Here is a 17,794-nt window from a genome sequence, read left to right on the forward strand (position 1 = left end):
ATCGCGCCATGGGACGCCGTGTACCGACATCCGCATGAACGGCGGCCAATGGGGCCGCTGGAGCGTTCTATCACTTCAGGGGCGACGTATCAGACCTTTCGCCCGGATGGCCCCCTTGTACGCATAACCCCGCACATGGACGACCGGCGCGCCCGCCGGCGGGTCCCCGTGGACCTCGGCCGAGACCCCTATACCGTCCGCTTCCACGCGGATACCGGACGGCACGATGATGTCCACCGCGGACTTGTAGGCGAGCACCCGCAGGACCGTGACGGGGCCGTCCAATTCCGCGGCGCGCAGATCGATCGTCCCGGACCCCTTGTAGACGATCGTCGTGAAGCGTTCGGGCAGCCGCCACCGCCCGGCGCGCGTCACCGAGCTCTTGTAGGCGACCTGGAACCGCCCCACGGGCCCGCTGCCGGGACGCACCGGCACGGACCCGCCGGCCGGAAGATCGGCGGCGATGGCGCCCAGCTCGTCATGAGTACGCGCGGCGAGGACGAGGTCGATGCGCTCGTCCAGCTCGGGTTCGTTCAGCCGTCCCTCGGCGAACGCGGTGTGCAGCCGGACGAGCATCTCGTCGCGGTCGCGGTCCGAGGCGCGCAGTGCGCGCGCGGGATGCTGTTCGACGCTCATCGCTTCTCCCCTTCGAGGCCGGCCGACCTCCGCAGCCTGCCCCCTCCACCTCATGGAGGGTCAAGACGCGATACATCGTAACTCTCCCCCGCTCGGCTTTCGAGACATTCGGCCGCATCCCCGCCGCGCGATCATGCTTACCGGCCTTTCGGACGCCCGTCCGCTAAGTTCGAAGCAGCCCGTAGATCGAGGTGAGGGGGGACGATCCATGGGCGGGACGGTCGGCCGGGCGCACGGCCCGTACACGCTGTACGACCTGGACGCGCTTCCGGAGGAGGGCCGCCGCTACGAACTCGCCGACGGCTGGCTGAACGAGCTACCGGGCGACCTGTGGCACGACCACGCGGCGGAACAGCTGAAGACGATCCTGAAGGACGCGGCCCGCCAGGCGGACGCCGACGTCCACATCGCCGGTGCCCCGCAGGACGTGACGACGCCGTCCGGCATCCGCAAGCCCGACGTCTTCGCCGTGGCCCGCGACGTGGCCCGCGCCGCCCTGGAACGCCAGACCCGCACCTACTACGGCCCCGACCTCATCCTGGTAGCCGAGGTAGTCACCCCCCGCACGGTCAACGAGCAGATAGACCGCGTCCGCAAGGTGGACGAGTACGCCGCAACCGGCATCCCGCACTACTGGCTGATCGACCTGGAACCCCGCCCCACCATCACCCTGCTGGAGTTGAAAGATGACCACTACGAGGTAACAGGCAAGGCCCGCTCCGGCGAAACCCTCACCCTGGACCGCCCCTACCCCATCACCTTCGACCCAGCCCGCCTCTCCGAAATGGACTGACCCCGAAGGCCCCGCAGCCGCCGGACGAGAGCACCCAGCATGACTACAAGGAGCACATCACCGACCGGTGCATGCGGGTGCGCGACCGATCAAAGATCGAGGTCGCCCGCCTTCACCTGGGCGAGCAGGGCAGAGACCGCGGCACGGTCCAGCACGAGGTGACCACCCTCCGGAGACTTGCTGTCGCGGACACCGACGAGCCCGGACGCCTTCGCGACCTCCACACACTGGCCGCTCTGCCCGCCGCTGCGGCTGCTCTTACGCCAGTGGGCGGACGAGAAGTCGGTCACCTTCACAATTCCTCCAACGCCTTGCGGATTGCGGCCTGCGAGTCCTCGGCGTTCAACGCCTTGGATCTGATCAGTTCGAACAATACGCCAAGTTCGGCGATATATCCGTCATCGTCGATCAGACGGCCGCGTCCACCCGCCATCTCGGCATAAGCAGCGTCCGGCTCTCCCATCGAGGACAAGATCGTGAAGGAGCCCTCTGGGCACAGCTCGGCGTCCTCCGGAACCACGTGGATGTGGATGTGGGGCCACTCCGCCAGCGTCAGCAGATGTTCGAGTTCAGCACGCATGACCTCACGGCCACCGAACCGCCGACGCAGTACAGAAGCATCGAGGAGTGCGGTCACGACGGGCGGGACCTCTCGCCGCAAGATCTCTTGTCGTTCCATCCGAGCCGCGACGAGGCGTTCGAGCTTGTCTGGCTGCTGACCCGCCCGCAGGACGGCCCGCGCATAGTCTTCCGTCTGGAAGATGCCCGTGATGACGAAGCTCTCGTACAACTTCATCATGCCCGCCGCAGCTTCGGCGTCAGCGAACTCGGGGAAGCCTGCGGGGAGGCCGGTCTCTTCGACGACGCGGGGGTAGAGGGCCTCGAAAAACTGACTCAGGCCGAAGACCTCGTCCAGCTTCTGGCAGACCTTCAGCGTCGGGCGGCGGGTGCAGAGTTCGATGCCGCTGACCATGCTGCCCGATATGTGGATTTTTGCCCCAAGGGCGGGCTGTGACCAGCCTTTTCCTTCACGGTGACGCTTGAGGTGAAAGGCGAAGAATGCTCGGGCCGATTCCGAGGGGTGCGGGGGCTGCATGAGTATCCTCCCGTTCTACACAGGGCTTTGTGCGGTCACCTGATCACTTGTGGAGACGAAGCCATAGCCGAGCGTAATCGAGTCGACCAAGGATTGTGGGCCGTACGGCAATTCCCCCACGCAATGAGGTCGATCATGAAACTCGCCGACCAATTCGTCCGCCGCCAGATTCGCGGGGCGTGACCGGATGGGTGTGCACGAGCGGCAGCCCGGAGGGCGTGTTCTTCCGTCGCCTCCTTCTGAGCCGAAGGCTGCGCGGCGGCCTGGGGCGCCGATGCCGCAGCGGGAGCGGATCACGTTCCTGGTCCGGCTCAACGAGAGGTTCGTCCGGGTCGCGGGGCTGCTGACGGCCTTCACCTCTATCGACGGCTACCCCGTCCTCAACGTCATTCCGCACAAGGTTCCCGGTCGTGCGGCCACGATCGGATGCCGCTACCGCGACGGGCAGTGGTGGTTCTACGACGTCCGCACCGGCGCGCTGATCCGTCCCGCGAATGAACTGGACGCGGCGGCTTCCCAGATCAGGGTGACCATGTCGCAGGTGACACGGTGAGCGAGCCGACGGCCGCGCGGAAACCGCGCAAGATCTTCGTCTGGGACGTCCGAGGCCAGGACGCCGGGTGGTCCGGGGTAACCGACAACCGGGACGCCGCAATGCAGCATCTCCACCGCGTGCTTCGTGAGGGCGGACCCGACGGGCAGGGGTCGGTACGCCGGGTCGCACTCGACCCGCTCGGCCGCGTCCGCTACATCCACCTCAAGACCGTCGCCGAAGCGTGGCGGGACGAGGCGACCGGCGCCGTCGTCTGGCGGGACGTGTGAACGCCGCGCAGTACCTCGACGCCCTCGCCGTCGAACTCGACGCGGCAGGCTGGTCGACACGGCCCCGGTACGAGCGCATCCCCGTCCTGCTGCACGTCTTCTCCCCCGACCTTCCACAGATCGGCGAAAGCGTCCACGTCAAGGCCGGGGTGGGCGGCGTGCCCTGGTTCGTCTCCTCCACCGGGGACCCGCTGCGGCCCTGTCATGACCTGACCGGCACGGCCAAGGACATCGCCGCACGGCTGGCACCGTTCTCGCACGAAGCGCACATCGTCCGCCGAACACGACACCGCCGTCCGGCCAGATGCCGGATGGCGCGATTCTTGCGGAAATTGACGATCTTGCCGGTCGTTCGGACGGCGGGGTTGGGGAAGGGTGGTCAGCGGCGGCATTAACGATGGAGGAGGTCCCGGATGGTGGAGATGATGCGGGCGGTCCGGCAGGACGTTTTGGGCGGGCCTGAGGTGCTCAAGGTGGTCGAGGTCGAGCGGCCGGAGCCGGGGCCGACGGAGGTGCTCGTGCGGGTGCGGGCGGCCGGGGTGAACCCGACCGACTGGAAGCATCGGGCGGGCGGCGGGTTCCTCGGCCGGCCGCCGTTCACCCTCGGATGGGACGTGTCCGGTGTGGTGGAGAAGGTCGGGATCGGCGTGACGCTCCACAAGCCCGGCGACGAGGTCTTCGGGATGCTGCCGTATCCCTTCGGGGTCGGATCGCACGCCGAGTACGTGACGGCGGCGTCCCGGACGTTCGCGGCGAAGCCGTCCGCCATCGACCACGTGCAGGCGGGGGCGCTGCCGCTGGCCGCGCTGACCGCATGGCAGGCGCTCATCGACACGGCCGGCCTGCGCGAGGGGCAGCGGGTGCTGATCCACGCGGCGGCGGGCGGCGTCGGGCACCTGGCCGTGCAGATCGCCAAGGCGGGCGGCGCGTACGTGCTCGGGACGGCCAGCGCGGGCAAGCACCAGTTCCTGCGCGACCTCGGCGTGGACGAGCCGATCGACTACCGCGGCGTCGACTTCGCCGAGGCCGTGAAGGACGTCGACATCGTGATCGACACGATCGGCGGCGACTACGGTCCGCGTTCGCTGCGCGTCCTGCGCCCCGGCGGCGTGCTCGTGTCGCTGGTGCTCAGCAATCTCGCCGATGTCGCTGCGGACGGCGTCCGGACGGAGAGCATGCTGGTCGAACCCGACCATCACGCGATGACCCAGATCGCCGCGCTCGCCGAGGCCGGGATACTGCGCGCCGAGATCGACTCCGTCTTCCCCCTGGAGGACGCCGCGAAGGCGCACGAGCGCGGCGACACCGGCCGGGTCACGGGCAAGATCGTCCTGACCGTCTAGGCTCGACGCATGCTGCTGCTCACGACGCTCGACGCCTGGCGGACCGCGGCCGGGCCGCGATTCGTCCTCTCGGACGCGGGGGCGGTGTGGGCGCCGGAGGAGGCCGCGCTCGCCGTCGCCGACGACGCGTTCCCCGGCGGCGGGCAGGTCGTCGCGGTCACGCTGGACCCGGCGCCCGGCCCGGTGCCGGGCCGGGGAACGATCGACATGACGACGGCGTCCCACGTCCGCTACCTGCGACGCGGCCCGGACGGCCGGCACGCCGCACTCCTCGAACGGCCCGCGACGGCCGAGGCGCTCAACCTGCTCCCGCATCCCGAGGGCGGCTGGTACCGGGAGACGTGGCGGTCGGACGTGACCTTCACGCCGGACGGCTACCCGGGCGAGCGGGCGAGCGCGACCGGCATCTACTTCCTGCTGCCGCCGGGCGAGGAGTCGATGTGGCACGCCGTCCGCTCCGCCGAGATGTGGCTGTGGCACAAGGGCGGCCCGCTCGCACTGCTTCTCGACGGCGACCGTCCGTCCGGAAACCCGCACACACTGACGCTCGGCGACGACCTGGCGAACGGGCAGGTCCCCCAGGCCGTCGTGCCACCCGGCGTCTGGCAGGCAGCACGTCCCGCCGGGGACGAGGAGGTCCTGGTCAGCTGCGTGGTCTCCCCCGGCTTCGACTTCACCGACTTCCGCGCCCTCCCCTGACATTCGCAGCGCGGCCAGACCGCCTGCCCGGCCCGAAACCGGTGGGGGCTGGATGGGCTGAAGGGCGGGCCGCGGTGCGGTCCCACCATCAGGTCATGCGTGGCTCGCAGGCTTCCGTGGCGGCCGTAGGATCACCGCGGCAGCCTCCACAGGAGCAGGAGCCGCAGATGAGAGTCGGGATCTCCGGGACGCACGGGACCGGGAAGACGACGCTGGCCGGGGCGCTGTGCGCGCGCATGCCCGGCCACGTGACGGCGGACGAACCGTACTACCTGCTTGAGGAGGAGGGGTATGAGTTCGGGTTCCCGCCCTCGCTTGAGGATTACCGGGCACTCCTGGCGCGCTCGGTGCAGAGCCTGAGTTCGCCGCCGCTGGCCGGGATCGTCTTCGACCGGACGCCGCTGGACTATCTCGCCTATATGACCGCGATCGGGGCGGACCCCGCGGAGGAGGCCGACGCCGCAGCGCTCCAGCCGGCTTTCGCGAGCCTCGACCTGCTGGTCATCACGCTGATCACGCCGGAGACCGAGCGAGTCCTGCCGGCTGCGGAGATGACCGGACTCCGATCGCGGATGAATGACGCGCTGGCGGAACTGGTCCACGCCGACCCGCTGGTGGCCTGGGAGGACGTCCCGGTGCTGGAACTCGATGGACCGCTCGACGGACGGCTGGGAGCGGTCCTAGCCGCGCTGGACCAAGCCCGGCGCACCCGCCCGCCGGAGCGCGGAACGCCTCACTCACCATCAACCGCGCCGTAGTTCCCTCAGCGAGGTGTGGTGCTGCGCCGCGAGGCCCGGCATCCCGCCCCGGACGACGTTGAGTTGCGGCGTGTTGTTGTTATGCGTGGCCTCATAACAACAACACGCCGCAGGTCAACGGGGTCAGTCGGAGGAGAAGGCGGCGTCGAAGGCGCCTTCCGGCGGCTTCATCGCATTCAGGGCGCGGACGAACTCCAGGGCCTCTGGGGCGCCCTGGAGGCGGTCCATGCCTGCGTCTTCCCATTCGACGGAGATCGGGCCGTCGTAGCCGATCGCGTTCAGGGAGCGGAACACGTCCTCCCAGGGGACGTCGCCGCGGCCGGTGGAGATGAAGTCCCAGCCGCGGCGCATGTCCGCCCACGGCAGGTGGGACGAGAGGCGTCCGCGCCGGCCGTCGCCCGTCCGGACCTTGGTGTCCTTGCAGTCGACGTGGTAGATCCGGTCGCGGAAGTCGAACAGGAAGCCGACCGGGTCGAGTTCCTGCCAGACGAAGTGGGACGGGTCGAAGTTCAGCCCGAACGCGGGACGGTGCCCGATCGCCTCCAGGGTCCGGACGGTCGTCCAGTAGTCGTAGGCGATCTCGCTCGGGTGGACCTCGTGCGCGAACCGGACGCCGACCTCGTCGAACACGTCCAGGATCGGGTTCCAGCGCTCGGCGAAGTCGGCGTAGCCGCGCTCCACCATCGCGTCGGGGGTGGGAGGGAACATCGCGACCGTGTGCCAGATCGAGGAGCCGGTGAAGCCGACGACCGTGTCGACACCCAGTGCGGCGGCGGCGCGGGCGGTGTCCTTGATCTCGGCGGCGGCGCGCTGCCGGACGCCCTCGGCCTCCCCGTCGCCCCAGATCCGCTCCGGCAGGATCGCCTGGTGGCGTTCGTCCGGGTTGTCGCAGACGGCCTGGCCGACGAGGTGGTTGGAGATCGCCCACACCTTCAGGTCGTGCTTGGCGAGCGTCTCCAGCTTGCGCGGGATGTAGGAGTCGTCGGCGAGGGCCTTGTCGACCTCGAAGTGGTCGCCCCAGCAGGCGATCTCCAGGCCCTCGTAGCCCCAGCCGGACGCGAGCCGGCAGACCTCCTCGAACGGCAGGTCCGCCCATTGGCCGGTGAACAGGGTGATCGGTCGTGCCATGGCTAGTTGCTCCCCTCTACGTCGACCCAGTTGCGGGACGCGGCGCTGTCGGCGACCGCGGCGAGGACGCGCTGGACCTGCAGGCCGTCGGCGAACGACGGGCGCGGGTCGGTGCCGTCCGCGATGGCGGTGAGCAGGTCGGCGATCTGGTGGGTGAAGGTGTGCTCGTAACCGAGGATGTGGCCGGGCGGCCACCAGTGCCCCGCGTACGGGTGGACGGGCTCGGTGACGACGATGCGGCGGAACCCGGCGGTCTCGCCGTCCTCGGTCCCGTCGTAGAACCAGAGTTCGTTGAGCGATTCCAGGTCGAACGCCAGGGCGCCGGACGAGCCGCTGACCTCGATGCGCAGCGAGTTCTTGCGGCCGGTGGCGAAGCGGGTGGCCTCGAACGTGGCGAGCGCGCCGCCGGAGGTGCGTCCGATGAACAGGGCCGCGTCGTCGACCGTGACCGGCGCGGTGCCGCCGCCCGGCACGGGACGTTCCGGGACGAACGTGTCCATCAGCGCCGACACCCCGACGAGCGACTGCCCGGTGATGAACTGCGCGGTGTCGATGATGTGGGCGCCGATGTCGCCGAGCGCCCCCGACCCGGCCCGCTCGCGGTCCAGCCGCCAGGTGAACGGGGACTCCGGGTCGGCCAGCCAGTCCTGGAGGTACTGCGCCCGGACGTGCCGGACGGTCCCGATCCGCCCCTCGTCCACCAGCTTCCGCGCGAGGGTGACCGCCGGGACGCGCCGGTAGTTGAACCCGACCATCGACCGGATCCCGCGCTCGCGCGCCCGGTCGGCGGCGGCGGCCATCGCCTCGGCCTCGGCGACGGAGTTGGCGAGCGGCTTCTCGCACAGCACGTGCTTGCCTGCGTCCAGCGCGGCGACCGCGATCTCGGCGTGGCTGTCGCCCGGCGTGCAGATGTCGACGAGCTGGACGTCGTCGCGGCGGAGCAGCTCCTTCCAGTCGGTCTCCACCGACGCCCAGCCGAGCGACCGCGCGGCGGCGCCGGCGCGGTCGGCGGAACGTCCGGCGAGGGCCGCCATGACGGGCGTCAGCGGCGGCCCGAAGAACGGCCCCACGCTGCGCCACGCCTGGGAGTGGGCGCGCCCCATGAACGCGTACCCGACCATCCCGACTCCGACGGTCGTCATGTTCAGCTCACCTCTCTGTAAGGCCGGCGCGCCCGCCCGGGAGGCGGGCGCACCGGCGCCCCCGTCGCTCAGGACTCGAAACCGAGCGGCATGTACGTGTCGACGTTGTCCTTGGTGACCGTCTCGGACGCCAGCGTGATCGACTGCGGGACCTGCAGCTCCACCAGGTCGGTCAGGCCCTTGCCCTGCGCGATGAGCCGGCCGAGCTTGATCGCGGACGCGGCCATCGTCGGCGGGTAGGTGACGGTCGCCTCCAGCACGCCGCCGCCCGTCTTGATCTCCCGCATCGCGTTGGCGGACCCGGCGCCGCCGACCATGAAGAAGTCCTTGCGGCCGGACTGCTTGATCGCGGCGAGCACGCCGACGCCCTGGTCGTCGTCGTGGTTCCACATCGCGTCGATCTTCTTGTGCGCCTGGAGGAGGTTCGTGGCGACCTGGTTGCCGGACTCGACGGTGAACTTCGCGTCCTGCTTGGCGGTGACGGAGAAGCCGTAGGACTTCAGCGCGTCCGCGAAGCCCTTGCTGCGGTCCTGCGTGAGCGGCAGCGTCGCGATGCCCTGGATCTCCACGATCACCGGGTTGGAGACGCCCTTGTCCTTCAGCTTCTTGCCGATGTAGTGGCCCGCGGAGACGCCCATGCCGTAGTTGTCGCCGCCGACCCACGTCCGGTACGACAGCTTGTCGGGGAAGACGCGGTCGAGGTTGACGACCGGGATGCCGGCGTCCATCGCCTTGTGGGCGACCTGGTTCAGCTGCTCGCCGTCGTTCGGCAGGATCACCAGGACGTCGACCTTCGCCCGGATCAGCGTCTCGACGGCGGAGATCTGCTGGTTGATGTCGTTGGTCGGCTCGACCGGCTTGAACGTGACGTCGGTGTACTTCTTGGCCTGCGCCTCGGCGTTCTTCGCGATCGCCGCGATCCAGCCGTGGTCGGCGGCGGGCGCGGAGAACCCGATGGTGACCTGCTTGCCCGGCTTGTCGTTGTCGCCGGCGAGCGCCCCGGCCTGCGCGGCGGGCGCGGGGTCGTCCTTCTCGCTGTTGCTGGTGCAGGCGGCGGCGAGGGTGCCGGCCGCGACGACGGCGCCGCCGAACAGGACGCCTCTGCGGCTGGGACGAGGGTTCTGATCACGCATGACGTGCTCCTGGTGAAGGGATGGGGCGTCCCCCGCCGCGCGCGTCCCCGCTGCGCGCGGCGCTGGACTTGGGGGGTGGTGGACGGGTCAGGTGGGCGAGCGGAGCCCGCGGCGCTGCAGCAGCACGGCGATCCCGATGATCACGCCCTTGGCGATGAGCTGGTCGCTGGTCTGCAGGCCGTTCAGGATGAACAGGTTGGTGATGACGGTGAAGATCAGCACGCCGAGGATCGACCCGACGACGGTGCCGCGCCCGCCGGTGAGCAGCGTCCCGCCGATGATGACGGCGGCGATCGCGTCGAGTTCGTACAGGTCTCCGTGGGTGCTGGAGCCCGTGGTGGTGCGCGCCATGATGATGAGCGCCGCGACGCCGCAGCAGAACCCGGACAGCGCGTACAGCAGCAGGGTGTGCCGGCGGACGTCGATGCCGGCGAGCCGCGCCGCCTCCGGGTTGCCGCCGACGGCGAACGTCCGGCGGCCGAACGTGGTGCGGTTGAGCAGCACCCACCCGGCGACCGCGACCGCCGCGAAGATGTAGACGACGAGCGGGACCCCGAGCACCTTGGTGGTGGACAGCGAGACGATCGCGTCGTTCTCCGTCCGGACGAGCTGGGTCTTGCGGTCCGACATCCGCTGCGCGAGGCCCCGCGCGGCGACGAGCATCGCGAGCGTCGCGATGAACGGGACCATCCGCCCGTAGGAGATCAGCAGGCCGGTCACGACGCCCGTGCCCGTCCCGACGAGGATCGCGCACAGCGCCATCACGACCGGCCCGTAGGACTGCGTCGCGACCGTCGTCGCCCAGACGGAGGCGAGGGCCATGACCGATCCGACCGACAGGTCGATCCCGCCGCCGATGATCACGAAGGTCTGGCCGACGGTGATCACGCCGATGGTGGCGGCGAGCGCGAGGATGCCGATGATGTTCCCGGACGTCGCGAAGTTGTCCGGTTCGGTCACCAGGCCGACGACCGCGAGCAGCACCAGCGCGGCGACGAGGCCGAGATGGTGGACCTCGCGGGTCCCCACGGCGGCGCCCCGCGCGAACGGCAGCCGCAGCCCGCCGGCCGCCGCCGCCTTTTTCGGCGCCGCCCCGGCCGTGTCCTTCTGGGGGGTCGGCCCCTCGGAATGACGGGTCTCGGTCACAGGGCACTCCCTTCCATGATCATGTTCAGCACGGTGCCCTCGTCGAGGTCGCGGGCGTCGCCGGTGTGCACGACCCGCCCCTCCCGGACGACCAGGACCCGGTCGGCGAGCCCGAGCACCTCGGGGACCTCGCTGGACACCAGCAGCACCCCGATCCCGCGCGCGGCCAGCTCCCGGATCACCGCGTACAACTCGGCGCGGGCGCCGACGTCCACGCCGCGGGTCGGCTCGTCCAGGATCAGCAGCCGCAGGCTCGCCGCGTCGAGCAGCCACCGGGCGAGGACGACCTTCTGCTGGTTGCCGCCCGACAGCGTCACGACGGGCCGCGACGGGTCGGGCGGCCGGATGTCGAGCGCCTCGATCTGGCGGCGCACGTCCGCGACCTCGCGGCGCCGGTCGAGCCAGCCGAGCCGGGCGTAGCGCGACAGCCCGGCGACGGTGACGTTCCCGGCGACGGTCTCGTTCAGCAGCAGCGCCTGGCTCTTGCGCTCCTCCGGCGCCATGCCCATGCCGCGCCGCACCGCCGCGCCGGTGTCGCCGGGGCGGACGGGGCGCCCGTCCACCAGCACCCGGCCCCGCGCGGCGCGGCGGGCGCCGTAGACCGTCTCCAGGATCTCCGAGCGGCCCGACCCGACGAGCCCGGCCAGCCCGACGATCTCGCCGGCGCGGACGGTGAGCGACACGTCCTCGAACGCGCCCGGCAGCGTCAGCCCCTCCACCCGCAGCACCTCGGCCGGGTCGCCGGCCGCCTCGGGCCGCTCCGGGAACACGTACTCGACGTCCCGCCCGGTCATCAGCGACACGATCTCGTCGGTGGAGGTGGTCTTCGCCGGGAGCCCGACCGCCACGGTGCGGCCGTCCTTGAGGACGGTCACCCGGTCGCCGATCTCGCGGATCTCCGCCAGCCGGTGCGAGATGTAGACGACCGCGACGCCCGCGGCGGTCAGCTCCCGGATGATGCGGAACAGGTTCCCGACCTCGTCGTGCGCGAGCGCGGCGGACGGCTCGTCCATCACGATCAGCCGGGCGTCGTGCGACAGGGCGCGGGCCATGCTGACGACCTGCTTGCCCGCCGCCGGCAGCCGGCCGACCTCACGGCGCGGCGGGATCTCGCCGTGCCCGAGCCGGCCGAGCAGCTCGCGCGCGGCCCGCTCGGCGTCCCCGCGCCGGGTGAACCCGAGCCGCGCCTTCTCGTGCCCGAGGAAGACGTTCTCGGCGACCGACAGGCCGTCCACCAGGTCGAGCTCCTGGTAGATGGTCGCGATGCCGGCCCGCATCGCGGCGGTCGGCCCGGCGAGCCGCACCGGCTCCCCGGCGAAGACGATCTCGCCCTCGTCGGGCTGGTGCGCACCGGCGAGCACCTTGATGAGCGTGGACTTCCCGGCGCCGTTCTGCCCGAGCAGGCAGTGCACCTCGCCCGGCAGGACGTCGAGGTCGACGCCGTCCAGCGCGCGGACGCCGGGGAACTGCTTGACGATGCCGCGCATCCGCAGCAGCGGTTCCATCTGTGCGGCCTCCTCAGGACGCGGAGAAGACGTGGTCGCTGATGAGCCGGGCGCCGCCGACCACGCCGGCGGCGCCGGCGAGCTCGGACAGCACGATCGGCAGGTTGCCGGTCGCGAGCGGCGCGGACCGGCGGTAGACGACGCTGCGGATCTCGGCGAGCAGCGTGTGCCCGAGCCCCGCGACGCCGCCCGCGATGATGACGAGCCCTGGGTTGAAGAAGCTGACCAGCCCGGCGAGCACCTGCCCGACGTGCCGGCCGCCCTCCCGGATGATGCGCACCGCGCCCGGGTCGCCCGCGGCGGCCGCCTCACCGACGTGCTCGGCGGACAGCGCCCCGTGGGTCTCCAGCAGCGCCGCGAGCACGGGCGACTCCCCCGAGCGGGCCGCCGCCTCGGCGTCCCGCGCGAGGGCGGCGCCGCCGAAGAACGCCTCCAGGCACCCGGCGTTCCCGCACGCGCAGATCGGGCCGTCGTCGTCGACCCGGATGTGGCCGATGTCCCCGGCGCTGCCGGACACGCCGCGGTAGATGGCGCCGCCGACGACGATCCCGCAGCCGATGCCGGTGCCGATCTTCACGAGCAGGTAGTCCTCGACCGACCGGGCGAGGCCCGCGTGCAGCTCGCCGAGCGCCATGAGGTTCACGTCGTTGTCGACCAGCACCGGGCAGCCGAGCTCCTGGCCGATCGCGTCCCGCACCGGGAACCGGTCCCAGCCGGGCATGATCGGCGGGACGACCGGCATGCCGTCCCGGAAGCTGACCGGCCCCGGCACTCCGATGCCGGTGCCGTGCACCTGCGGGATGAGGCCCTCGTCGCGCAGCTTGCCGAGCAGGTCGAGCGCCCGCTCCAGCACCACGGTCGCGCCCTGCCGGACGTCGCACTGCTCGCTGACGTGGCCGAGCACCTCCAGCACGCCGTCGGTCACCGCGACGTCGATCGAGGTCGCCCCGATGTCGAACGCGACGAACCGCAGGCTCGGCGACAGCCGGACGATCCCGGACCGCCGCCCGCCCCGCGACGCGGCGAGCCCGGCGCCCTCGACGAGCCCCAGCTCGACGAGCCGGTCCAGCTCCACCGCGAGCTTCGAGCGGGACAGCTTCACGACGTCCCCGAGCTCGGCGCGCGAGCGCGGCCCCTCGTCCCGCAGCAGCCGCAGCAGCCGTGCCTGATGCACGTTCTGCGGACGAGCCGACATGCGCATCACGCCGTCCTCTCGGGATCGGTCCGGGCCCCGGAGCCGCTGTGACTCCGGTCTCATGGCCGAGACCGTAACCCGCTTTCGCCGCTTTGAGAAGACCTTTTCCCTAGATCATCCAAACTTTCCCCACTCAGAGGACAAAGCCACGGACAAGCAACGGCCCGCACCCACCGCGCGCGAACGCGGCGGGTACGGGCCGTCGGTGGCTCCGTTCCTAGTAGCTGACCGCCTGGCGGCCGCTCATGGTCCGCATGATGTGCTCCACCAGCGCGATCAGCACGCGCTTGGCGTCCTCGCGGTCGCGCACGTCGCAGTTGATCACGGGCACGTCCGCGGGGAGGTCGAGGGCGTCGCGGACCTGGTCGGCGGAGTGCTGGCCGCCGCCGTCGAACTGGTTGACGCCGATGATGAACGGGACGCCGCGCCGTTCGAAGTAGTCGACCGAGGCGAAGCAGTCGGCCAGCCGCCGGGTGTCGACCAGGACGACGGCGCCGAGGGCGCCCTTGGCCAGTTCGTCCCACATGAACCAGAAGCGGTCCTGGCCGGGGGTGCCGAAGACGAACAGGACGAGGCCGTTCGGCAGCGTGATGCGGCCGAAGTCCATCGCCACGGTCGTCGTCGTCTTGTTCGCGACGGCGCTGGTGTCGTCGATCCCGATGCTCTTCTCGGTCAGCGCCTCCTCGGTGCGCAGCGGACGGATCTCGCTGACCGCGCTCACCAGGGTGGTCTTGCCGACGCCGAAACCACCGGCCACGAGGATCTTCACCGTCAGCGCGGACTCGCCCTGCTGGGCGGCCGCGTCAGAGCGCACGGATTCCATCGATCACTTCCTTGAGTACGCGCTCGCTGGGGAACTGCGCCACCGGCGCGGGACGCCGGACCTGAATCAGCGAGTGGTCGAGCAGATCACCGAGCAGGACACGGACCACCCCGAGGGGGAGTTCCAGATCCGACGCTATCTCGGCTACCGACAACGGGGTGCGGCAAAGCTCCAGGATCATGTCATGTTCCGGCTCCGGCTCCCAGGGCGCCGCGGGCAGCGCGTCGTCCGCGGGCTCCGGCGGGTCCGCGACGGCGATCAGCGCGACCAGGTCGAACTCGTCGCCGCCGTAGTGCGTCCGGCCTCCGGTCAGCGCGTACGGGCGGACCACGGGCCCCGCAGCGTCGTCGTACCAGGCCGTGCCGCCCACCTCACGCGCCGCCCGGTTCGGCCGCGGCCACCCGCGGGTCGGCGGACAGGTGCTGCCCGACCCGGGTGACCAGCATCGCCATCTCGTAGGCGATGATCCCGAGGTCTGCGTCGGCGGCGGCCAGCACCGCCAGGCACGCGCCGCGCCCGGCGGCGGTGACGAACAGGAACGACGACTCCATCTCCACGATGGTCTGCCGGACGGGGCCGCCGCCGAACGACTCCCCGGCCCCGCGCGCGAGGCTCTGGAAGCTGGCGGCCACCGCGGCGAGGTGGTCGGACTCCTCCCCGGCGAGGCCCCGGGACGCGGCCATCTTCAGCCCGTCGCTGGACAGCACCACCGCGTTCTGCACCGCGGCGACCCGCTGGACCAGGCTGTCGAGCAGCCAGTTCAGGTCGCCACCGGCTCCGCCCGGGACCTCCGCGCCGGAGTGCTGGGCATGTGTCATGGGGTGTCGTCCTCCTGGTCGCCTGAATACGGGTCACCTGGATGCTGGTCGCCTGGATGCTGGTCGCCTGGATGCTGGTCGCCCGGGTGTCGCGCGGCCTCCGCCGAGCCCGGTGCCCGTCCTTCGGCCGCCTCCTGCCTGCCGCGCTGCCAGCCGGCCTGCATGGCGGACAGCATCGATCGCATCGACTCGGCGGTGCGCGTCGGGTCATCGCCCGCGCTCGCACCCGTGCTCCCGCCCGCGTCCGTCGGAACGGTCCCGGGGGGCTCGCCGGGCGGCGGGGGCTCGTCCATGGGGACGGGCGCCGCGAGCGGCATCGACGGTTCCGGTGCGGGCGGCGCGGGCGGCGGGGACGGCTCCGGCGGGGTCTGGCCGCGGGCGGCGAGGTGCGCGTCCACCCGCTCCTTGAGCTGCGGCGCCAGGTGCGTCTGCCGCCTGCGCTTGGGCAGCTCGCCCTCCTTCGGCGGTGCCGCCGGGGGCGCGTCCGCGGGCGGAGGCGGCGGCGCGGGCCGCGGCTCCGGCGGCGCTGCGGGCCGCCGCGGCTCCGGTCCGGCCGGCTCGGCGACCAGCCGGACGACGCCGCCCGATCCGGACCGGCCGGACTCGACCGCCGGGCGCGCGGACGCCGCCAGCGCGGCGGCCTGGTCCGGCAGCGCCCGCATCGGCCCGGTCGGGCGGCGCACCGCCGGCTCCGGGTCGGCGCCCTCCACGATGAGCGAGCCGGGGATCAGCGCGATCGCGGTCGTCCCGCCGTACGGGGAGGGCCGCAGCGTGACCGTGATGCCGTGCCGCTCGGCCAGCCGCGCCACGACGAACAGGCCGAGCTGCGCGCTGTCGGACGGGTCGAACTCGGGCGGGTTCGCGAGCCGCTCGTTCGCGGCGCGCAGCGCCTCCTCGGTCATCCCGAGGCCGCGGTCCTCCACCTCGATCGCGAACCCGCTCGCGACGGCCTGCCCGGTCACCCGCACCGGCGACTGCGGCGGGGAGAACGTGGTGGCGTTCTCCACCACCTCGGCGAGCAGGTGGATGACGTCGGCGACGGCGGAGCCGAGCAGCGCGACGCGCGGCAGCGGCTGCACCCGGACGCGCGGGTAGTCCTCGACCTCGGCGACCGCGCCGCGCACCACGTCCACCAGCGGGACGGGACGGCGCCAGCCGCGCCCGGCGCTCTTGCCGGCGAGGATGACCAGGCCCTCGGCGTGCCGCCGCATGCGGGTCGCGAGGTGGTCGAGGCGGAACAGGTCCGACAGCTCCGACGGGTCCTCGGTGCGGCGCTCCATCGTGTCCAGCAGGCTGAGCTGCCGGTGCAGCAGCGCCTGGTTGCGGCGCGCGAGGTTGACGAACACCTCGCTGATGCCGCGCCGCGCCGCGACCTCGCCCTCGGCGGCGACCAGCACCGCCCCGCGGGCGCGGTCGAACGACTCGGCGATCTGCCGGATCTCGGTGATGCGGTAGTCGAGCCCCGGCGGCTCCGGCTCGGCCGGGCGCCCGGCGATGATCTGCTCGGCGAGCCTCGGCAGCCGATTCTGGGTGAAGTCCACGACGCCGCCCGCGAGCGTCCGGCATTCGCGCACCAGCCGCCGCGAGACGCGGACCGCGATGACGGACGACAGCACGATCGCGATGAGCCCGACGCCGCCGGCGAGGCCGAGCCGGGTGAACGCGCCGATCGCGATGTGCTGGCCGCGGTCGACGAGCTCGTCGAGGATCCGGTTCTCCAGGTCGTACAGCCGGCCGTTGGCGGTGTCGGCCGTGGACCGCCACACGGAGGGCTCGATGACGGTGACACCGCGGGCGGCCTGCGTCTTCTGCCGCTGCGCGCCCTGCTGGACGCCCTGCTGCGTGCTCTGGCCGTGCGCCGGCGTCGTCGCGGCCGTCCCGCCGGCGCGGGTCCTGCGCGCCGCGGCCCGCGGCGGCTCGGCCCCGGCGATGACCTGGTCCTCCAGCTTCATCATCCGCATGAAGTCGGGCGAGGCCATCAGCCGGTCGTAGCGGGCGCGGTCGGCGGCGGGCAGGTCGCGGGCGTTGACCTCGTGCATCGTGTGGTGCGCCCCGACGAGCTTGGCGAACTGGGCGCGCTCGGCGCCGGTGATGCGGCCCGCGGCGAGCGCCCCCGTCAGCAGGGCGTCCTCGCGGGACATGAACTCGCGGGCCAGCCCGAACGAGGTGAGCGTGCGGGCGCTCGCGGTGATGGACCCGTCCGCGGGCGTGGTCGAGCTGTAGACCGCGAAGGCGGCGTCGACGACCTCGCTGTACTCGCGCAGCACCGCGGTGCGCGAACCGGTCCGCTCGTCCACCGCGCGCCGGATCGACGTCACCGTGCCGAGCCTGCCCACGAGGTCGTCCAGCTTCCGGACGACCTCGGGCTGGATCGCGCCCCGCAGCCCGCCGTCGCGGGCCCCCGCGCGGACCTCCGCGCTCGCCGCGTCGGTCGCCTCCCGCTGGGTCCGCATCCCGCCGGGGTCGCTGCGGGCGCCGCCGAGCGCGGCCATCGACAGGCGCCGCTCCTTCTGCAGCGCGTCGACGAGCCGCTGCGTGGGCAGCACCGTCTTCTGCTGGAACTGGCGGCTCTGCAGCAGCTGGTGCGCCTCGCCGTAGGTGATGCCGGTGAGGAACACCCACAGCGAGGCGAGCGCCATCAGCGGCACGAGGACCAGCAGGGTGATCCTCGCGCGGATGGAGGAGAAACCGCGGGCCGTCACGGCTGGCGGACCCTGCTCACTCGCTCGTCCTCCTGCGCTGGACGGTCCGGCATTG

20 protein-coding genes are annotated in these 17,794 nt (G+C 71.8%); 7 read left to right on the forward strand and 13 right to left on the reverse strand.

Going from position 1 to position 17,794, the window contains the following annotated elements:
• Window positions 1-75: 75 nt before the first annotated feature.
• Entirely contained in the window at window positions 76-636 is a 561-nt protein-coding gene (locus tag ABZ806_RS18430; protein WP_500218507.1) for a DUF1707 SHOCT-like domain-containing protein, read from the reverse strand.
• A 208-nt stretch (window positions 637-844) separates the two neighbouring features.
• Between ABZ806_RS18430 and ABZ806_RS18435 the strand changes: the two genes are divergently transcribed.
• Window positions 845-1,429 carry a Uma2 family endonuclease gene (locus ABZ806_RS18435; protein ID WP_500218508.1) on the forward strand — a complete coding sequence of 195 codons (585 nt, stop codon included), beginning with the start codon at window positions 845-847 and terminating at the stop codon, window positions 1,427-1,429.
• Window positions 1,430-1,518: 89 nt separating this feature from the next.
• On the opposite strand, the gene ABZ806_RS18440 is transcribed toward ABZ806_RS18435, so the two are convergent.
• Both ABZ806_RS18440 and ABZ806_RS18445 read right to left on the reverse strand, forming a co-directional pair.
• Window positions 1,519-1,725, reverse strand: a complete 207-nt coding sequence (locus ABZ806_RS18440; RefSeq protein WP_500218509.1) for a DUF397 domain-containing protein — start codon at window positions 1,723-1,725, stop codon at window positions 1,519-1,521.
• Window positions 1,722-2,525 (reverse strand): helix-turn-helix domain-containing protein, encoded by an 804-nt coding sequence (locus ABZ806_RS18445; protein ID WP_500218510.1) that lies wholly within the window; start codon window positions 2,523-2,525, stop codon window positions 1,722-1,724. The genes ABZ806_RS18440 and ABZ806_RS18445 overlap by 4 nt, the downstream gene beginning before the upstream one ends.
• A 274-nt stretch (window positions 2,526-2,799) precedes the next feature.
• Here ABZ806_RS18445 and ABZ806_RS18450 point away from each other — a divergent pair, with 274 nt between their 5' ends.
• From ABZ806_RS18450 to ABZ806_RS18475, 6 genes are all read left to right on the forward strand, one after another.
• Window positions 2,800-3,078: a hypothetical protein gene (locus ABZ806_RS18450; protein ID WP_500218512.1), complete on the forward strand. Its 279-nt coding sequence runs from the start codon at window positions 2,800-2,802 to the stop codon at window positions 3,076-3,078.
• Window positions 3,075-3,347 (forward strand): hypothetical protein, encoded by a 273-nt coding sequence (locus tag ABZ806_RS18455; RefSeq protein ID WP_500218514.1) that lies wholly within the window; start codon window positions 3,075-3,077, stop codon window positions 3,345-3,347. The genes ABZ806_RS18450 and ABZ806_RS18455 overlap by 4 nt, the downstream gene beginning before the upstream one ends.
• Window positions 3,344-3,742: a hypothetical protein gene (locus ABZ806_RS18460; protein WP_500218515.1), complete on the forward strand. Its 399-nt coding sequence runs from the start codon at window positions 3,344-3,346 to the stop codon at window positions 3,740-3,742. Before ABZ806_RS18455 ends, ABZ806_RS18460 begins: the two co-directional genes overlap by 4 nt.
• Window positions 3,743-3,772: 30 nt before the next feature.
• Window positions 3,773-4,690, forward strand: a complete 918-nt coding sequence (locus tag ABZ806_RS18465; protein ID WP_500218570.1) for an NADP-dependent oxidoreductase — start codon at window positions 3,773-3,775, stop codon at window positions 4,688-4,690.
• 9 nt (window positions 4,691-4,699) lie between these two features.
• Window positions 4,700-5,389 (forward strand): cupin domain-containing protein, encoded by a 690-nt coding sequence (locus ABZ806_RS18470; RefSeq protein WP_500218516.1) that lies wholly within the window; start codon window positions 4,700-4,702, stop codon window positions 5,387-5,389.
• Between the two features lie 167 nt (window positions 5,390-5,556).
• A complete protein-coding gene (locus ABZ806_RS18475) occupies window positions 5,557-6,147 on the forward strand; it encodes an AAA family ATPase (RefSeq protein ID WP_500218517.1) in 591 nt (196 codons plus the stop codon).
• A gap of 123 nt (window positions 6,148-6,270) precedes the next feature.
• Here the strand turns inward: ABZ806_RS18475 and ABZ806_RS18480 are convergent, their stop codons facing one another.
• The 10 genes from ABZ806_RS18480 to ABZ806_RS18525 all read right to left on the reverse strand — a co-directional run bounded on the left by ABZ806_RS18480 (window position 6,271) and on the right by ABZ806_RS18525 (window position 17,739).
• Window positions 6,271-7,275: a sugar phosphate isomerase/epimerase family protein gene (locus ABZ806_RS18480; RefSeq protein WP_500218518.1), complete on the reverse strand. Its 1,005-nt coding sequence runs from the start codon at window positions 7,273-7,275 to the stop codon at window positions 6,271-6,273.
• Between the two features lie 2 nt (window positions 7,276-7,277).
• Window positions 7,278-8,417: a Gfo/Idh/MocA family protein gene (locus tag ABZ806_RS18485; protein ID WP_500218519.1), complete on the reverse strand. Its 1,140-nt coding sequence runs from the start codon at window positions 8,415-8,417 to the stop codon at window positions 7,278-7,280.
• A gap of 68 nt (window positions 8,418-8,485) precedes the next feature.
• Window positions 8,486-9,550: an ABC transporter substrate-binding protein gene (locus ABZ806_RS18490; protein ID WP_500218520.1), complete on the reverse strand. Its 1,065-nt coding sequence runs from the start codon at window positions 9,548-9,550 to the stop codon at window positions 8,486-8,488.
• An 87-nt stretch (window positions 9,551-9,637) separates the two neighbouring features.
• Entirely contained in the window at window positions 9,638-10,696 is a 1,059-nt protein-coding gene (locus tag ABZ806_RS18495; RefSeq protein ID WP_500218521.1) for an ABC transporter permease, read from the reverse strand.
• Window positions 10,693-12,201: a sugar ABC transporter ATP-binding protein gene (locus tag ABZ806_RS18500; protein WP_500218522.1), complete on the reverse strand. Its 1,509-nt coding sequence runs from the start codon at window positions 12,199-12,201 to the stop codon at window positions 10,693-10,695. Before ABZ806_RS18500 ends, ABZ806_RS18495 begins: the two co-directional genes overlap by 4 nt.
• A 13-nt stretch (window positions 12,202-12,214) precedes the next feature.
• A complete protein-coding gene (locus ABZ806_RS18505; RefSeq protein ID WP_500218524.1) occupies window positions 12,215-13,459 on the reverse strand; it encodes an ROK family transcriptional regulator in 1,245 nt (414 codons plus the stop codon).
• A 154-nt stretch (window positions 13,460-13,613) separates the two neighbouring features.
• A complete protein-coding gene (locus ABZ806_RS18510; RefSeq protein ID WP_500218525.1) occupies window positions 13,614-14,219 on the reverse strand; it encodes a GTP-binding protein in 606 nt (201 codons plus the stop codon).
• Window positions 14,200-14,589 carry a DUF742 domain-containing protein gene (locus ABZ806_RS18515; protein ID WP_500218526.1) on the reverse strand — a complete coding sequence of 130 codons (390 nt, stop codon included), beginning with the start codon at window positions 14,587-14,589 and terminating at the stop codon, window positions 14,200-14,202. The genes ABZ806_RS18510 and ABZ806_RS18515 overlap by 20 nt, the downstream gene beginning before the upstream one ends.
• A 1-nt stretch (window position 14,590) precedes the next feature.
• Entirely contained in the window at window positions 14,591-15,037 is a 447-nt protein-coding gene (locus tag ABZ806_RS18520; RefSeq protein WP_500218527.1) for a roadblock/LC7 domain-containing protein, read from the reverse strand.
• Window positions 15,034-17,739 carry a sensor histidine kinase gene (locus ABZ806_RS18525; RefSeq protein WP_500218528.1) on the reverse strand — a complete coding sequence of 902 codons (2,706 nt, stop codon included), beginning with the start codon at window positions 17,737-17,739 and terminating at the stop codon, window positions 15,034-15,036. Before ABZ806_RS18525 ends, ABZ806_RS18520 begins: the two co-directional genes overlap by 4 nt.
• Window positions 17,740-17,794: the final 55 nt, after the last annotated feature.

This window comes from Spirillospora sp. NPDC047418, from assembly GCF_040643275.1.
Lineage (GTDB): Bacteria > Actinomycetota > Actinomycetes > Streptosporangiales > Streptosporangiaceae > Spirillospora.

Coding starts and splice junctions, on each gene's coding strand:
- ABZ806_RS18430 (WP_500218507.1), bottom strand. CDS start 636: ATGAGCGTCGAACAGCATCCCGCGCGCGCACTGCGCGCCTCGGACCGC.
- ABZ806_RS18435 (WP_500218508.1), top strand. CDS start 845: ATGGGCGGGACGGTCGGCCGGGCGCACGGCCCGTACACGCTGTACGAC.
- ABZ806_RS18445 (WP_500218510.1), bottom strand. CDS start 2,525: ATGCAGCCCCCGCACCCCTCGGAATCGGCCCGAGCATTCTTCGCCTTT.
- ABZ806_RS18450 (WP_500218512.1), top strand. CDS start 2,800: ATGCCGCAGCGGGAGCGGATCACGTTCCTGGTCCGGCTCAACGAGAGG.
- ABZ806_RS18465 (WP_500218570.1), top strand. CDS start 3,773: ATGCGGGCGGTCCGGCAGGACGTTTTGGGCGGGCCTGAGGTGCTCAAG.
- ABZ806_RS18470 (WP_500218516.1), top strand. CDS start 4,700: ATGCTGCTGCTCACGACGCTCGACGCCTGGCGGACCGCGGCCGGGCCG.
- ABZ806_RS18475 (WP_500218517.1), top strand. CDS start 5,557: ATGAGAGTCGGGATCTCCGGGACGCACGGGACCGGGAAGACGACGCTG.
- ABZ806_RS18480 (WP_500218518.1), bottom strand. CDS start 7,275: ATGGCACGACCGATCACCCTGTTCACCGGCCAATGGGCGGACCTGCCG.
- ABZ806_RS18485 (WP_500218519.1), bottom strand. CDS start 8,417: ATGACGACCGTCGGAGTCGGGATGGTCGGGTACGCGTTCATGGGGCGC.
- ABZ806_RS18490 (WP_500218520.1), bottom strand. CDS start 9,550: ATGCGTGATCAGAACCCTCGTCCCAGCCGCAGAGGCGTCCTGTTCGGC.
- ABZ806_RS18500 (WP_500218522.1), bottom strand. CDS start 12,201: ATGGAACCGCTGCTGCGGATGCGCGGCATCGTCAAGCAGTTCCCCGGC.
- ABZ806_RS18505 (WP_500218524.1), bottom strand. CDS start 13,459: ATGAGACCGGAGTCACAGCGGCTCCGGGGCCCGGACCGATCCCGAGAG.
- ABZ806_RS18510 (WP_500218525.1), bottom strand. CDS start 14,219: ATGGAATCCGTGCGCTCTGACGCGGCCGCCCAGCAGGGCGAGTCCGCG.
- ABZ806_RS18520 (WP_500218527.1), bottom strand. CDS start 15,037: ATGACACATGCCCAGCACTCCGGCGCGGAGGTCCCGGGCGGAGCCGGT.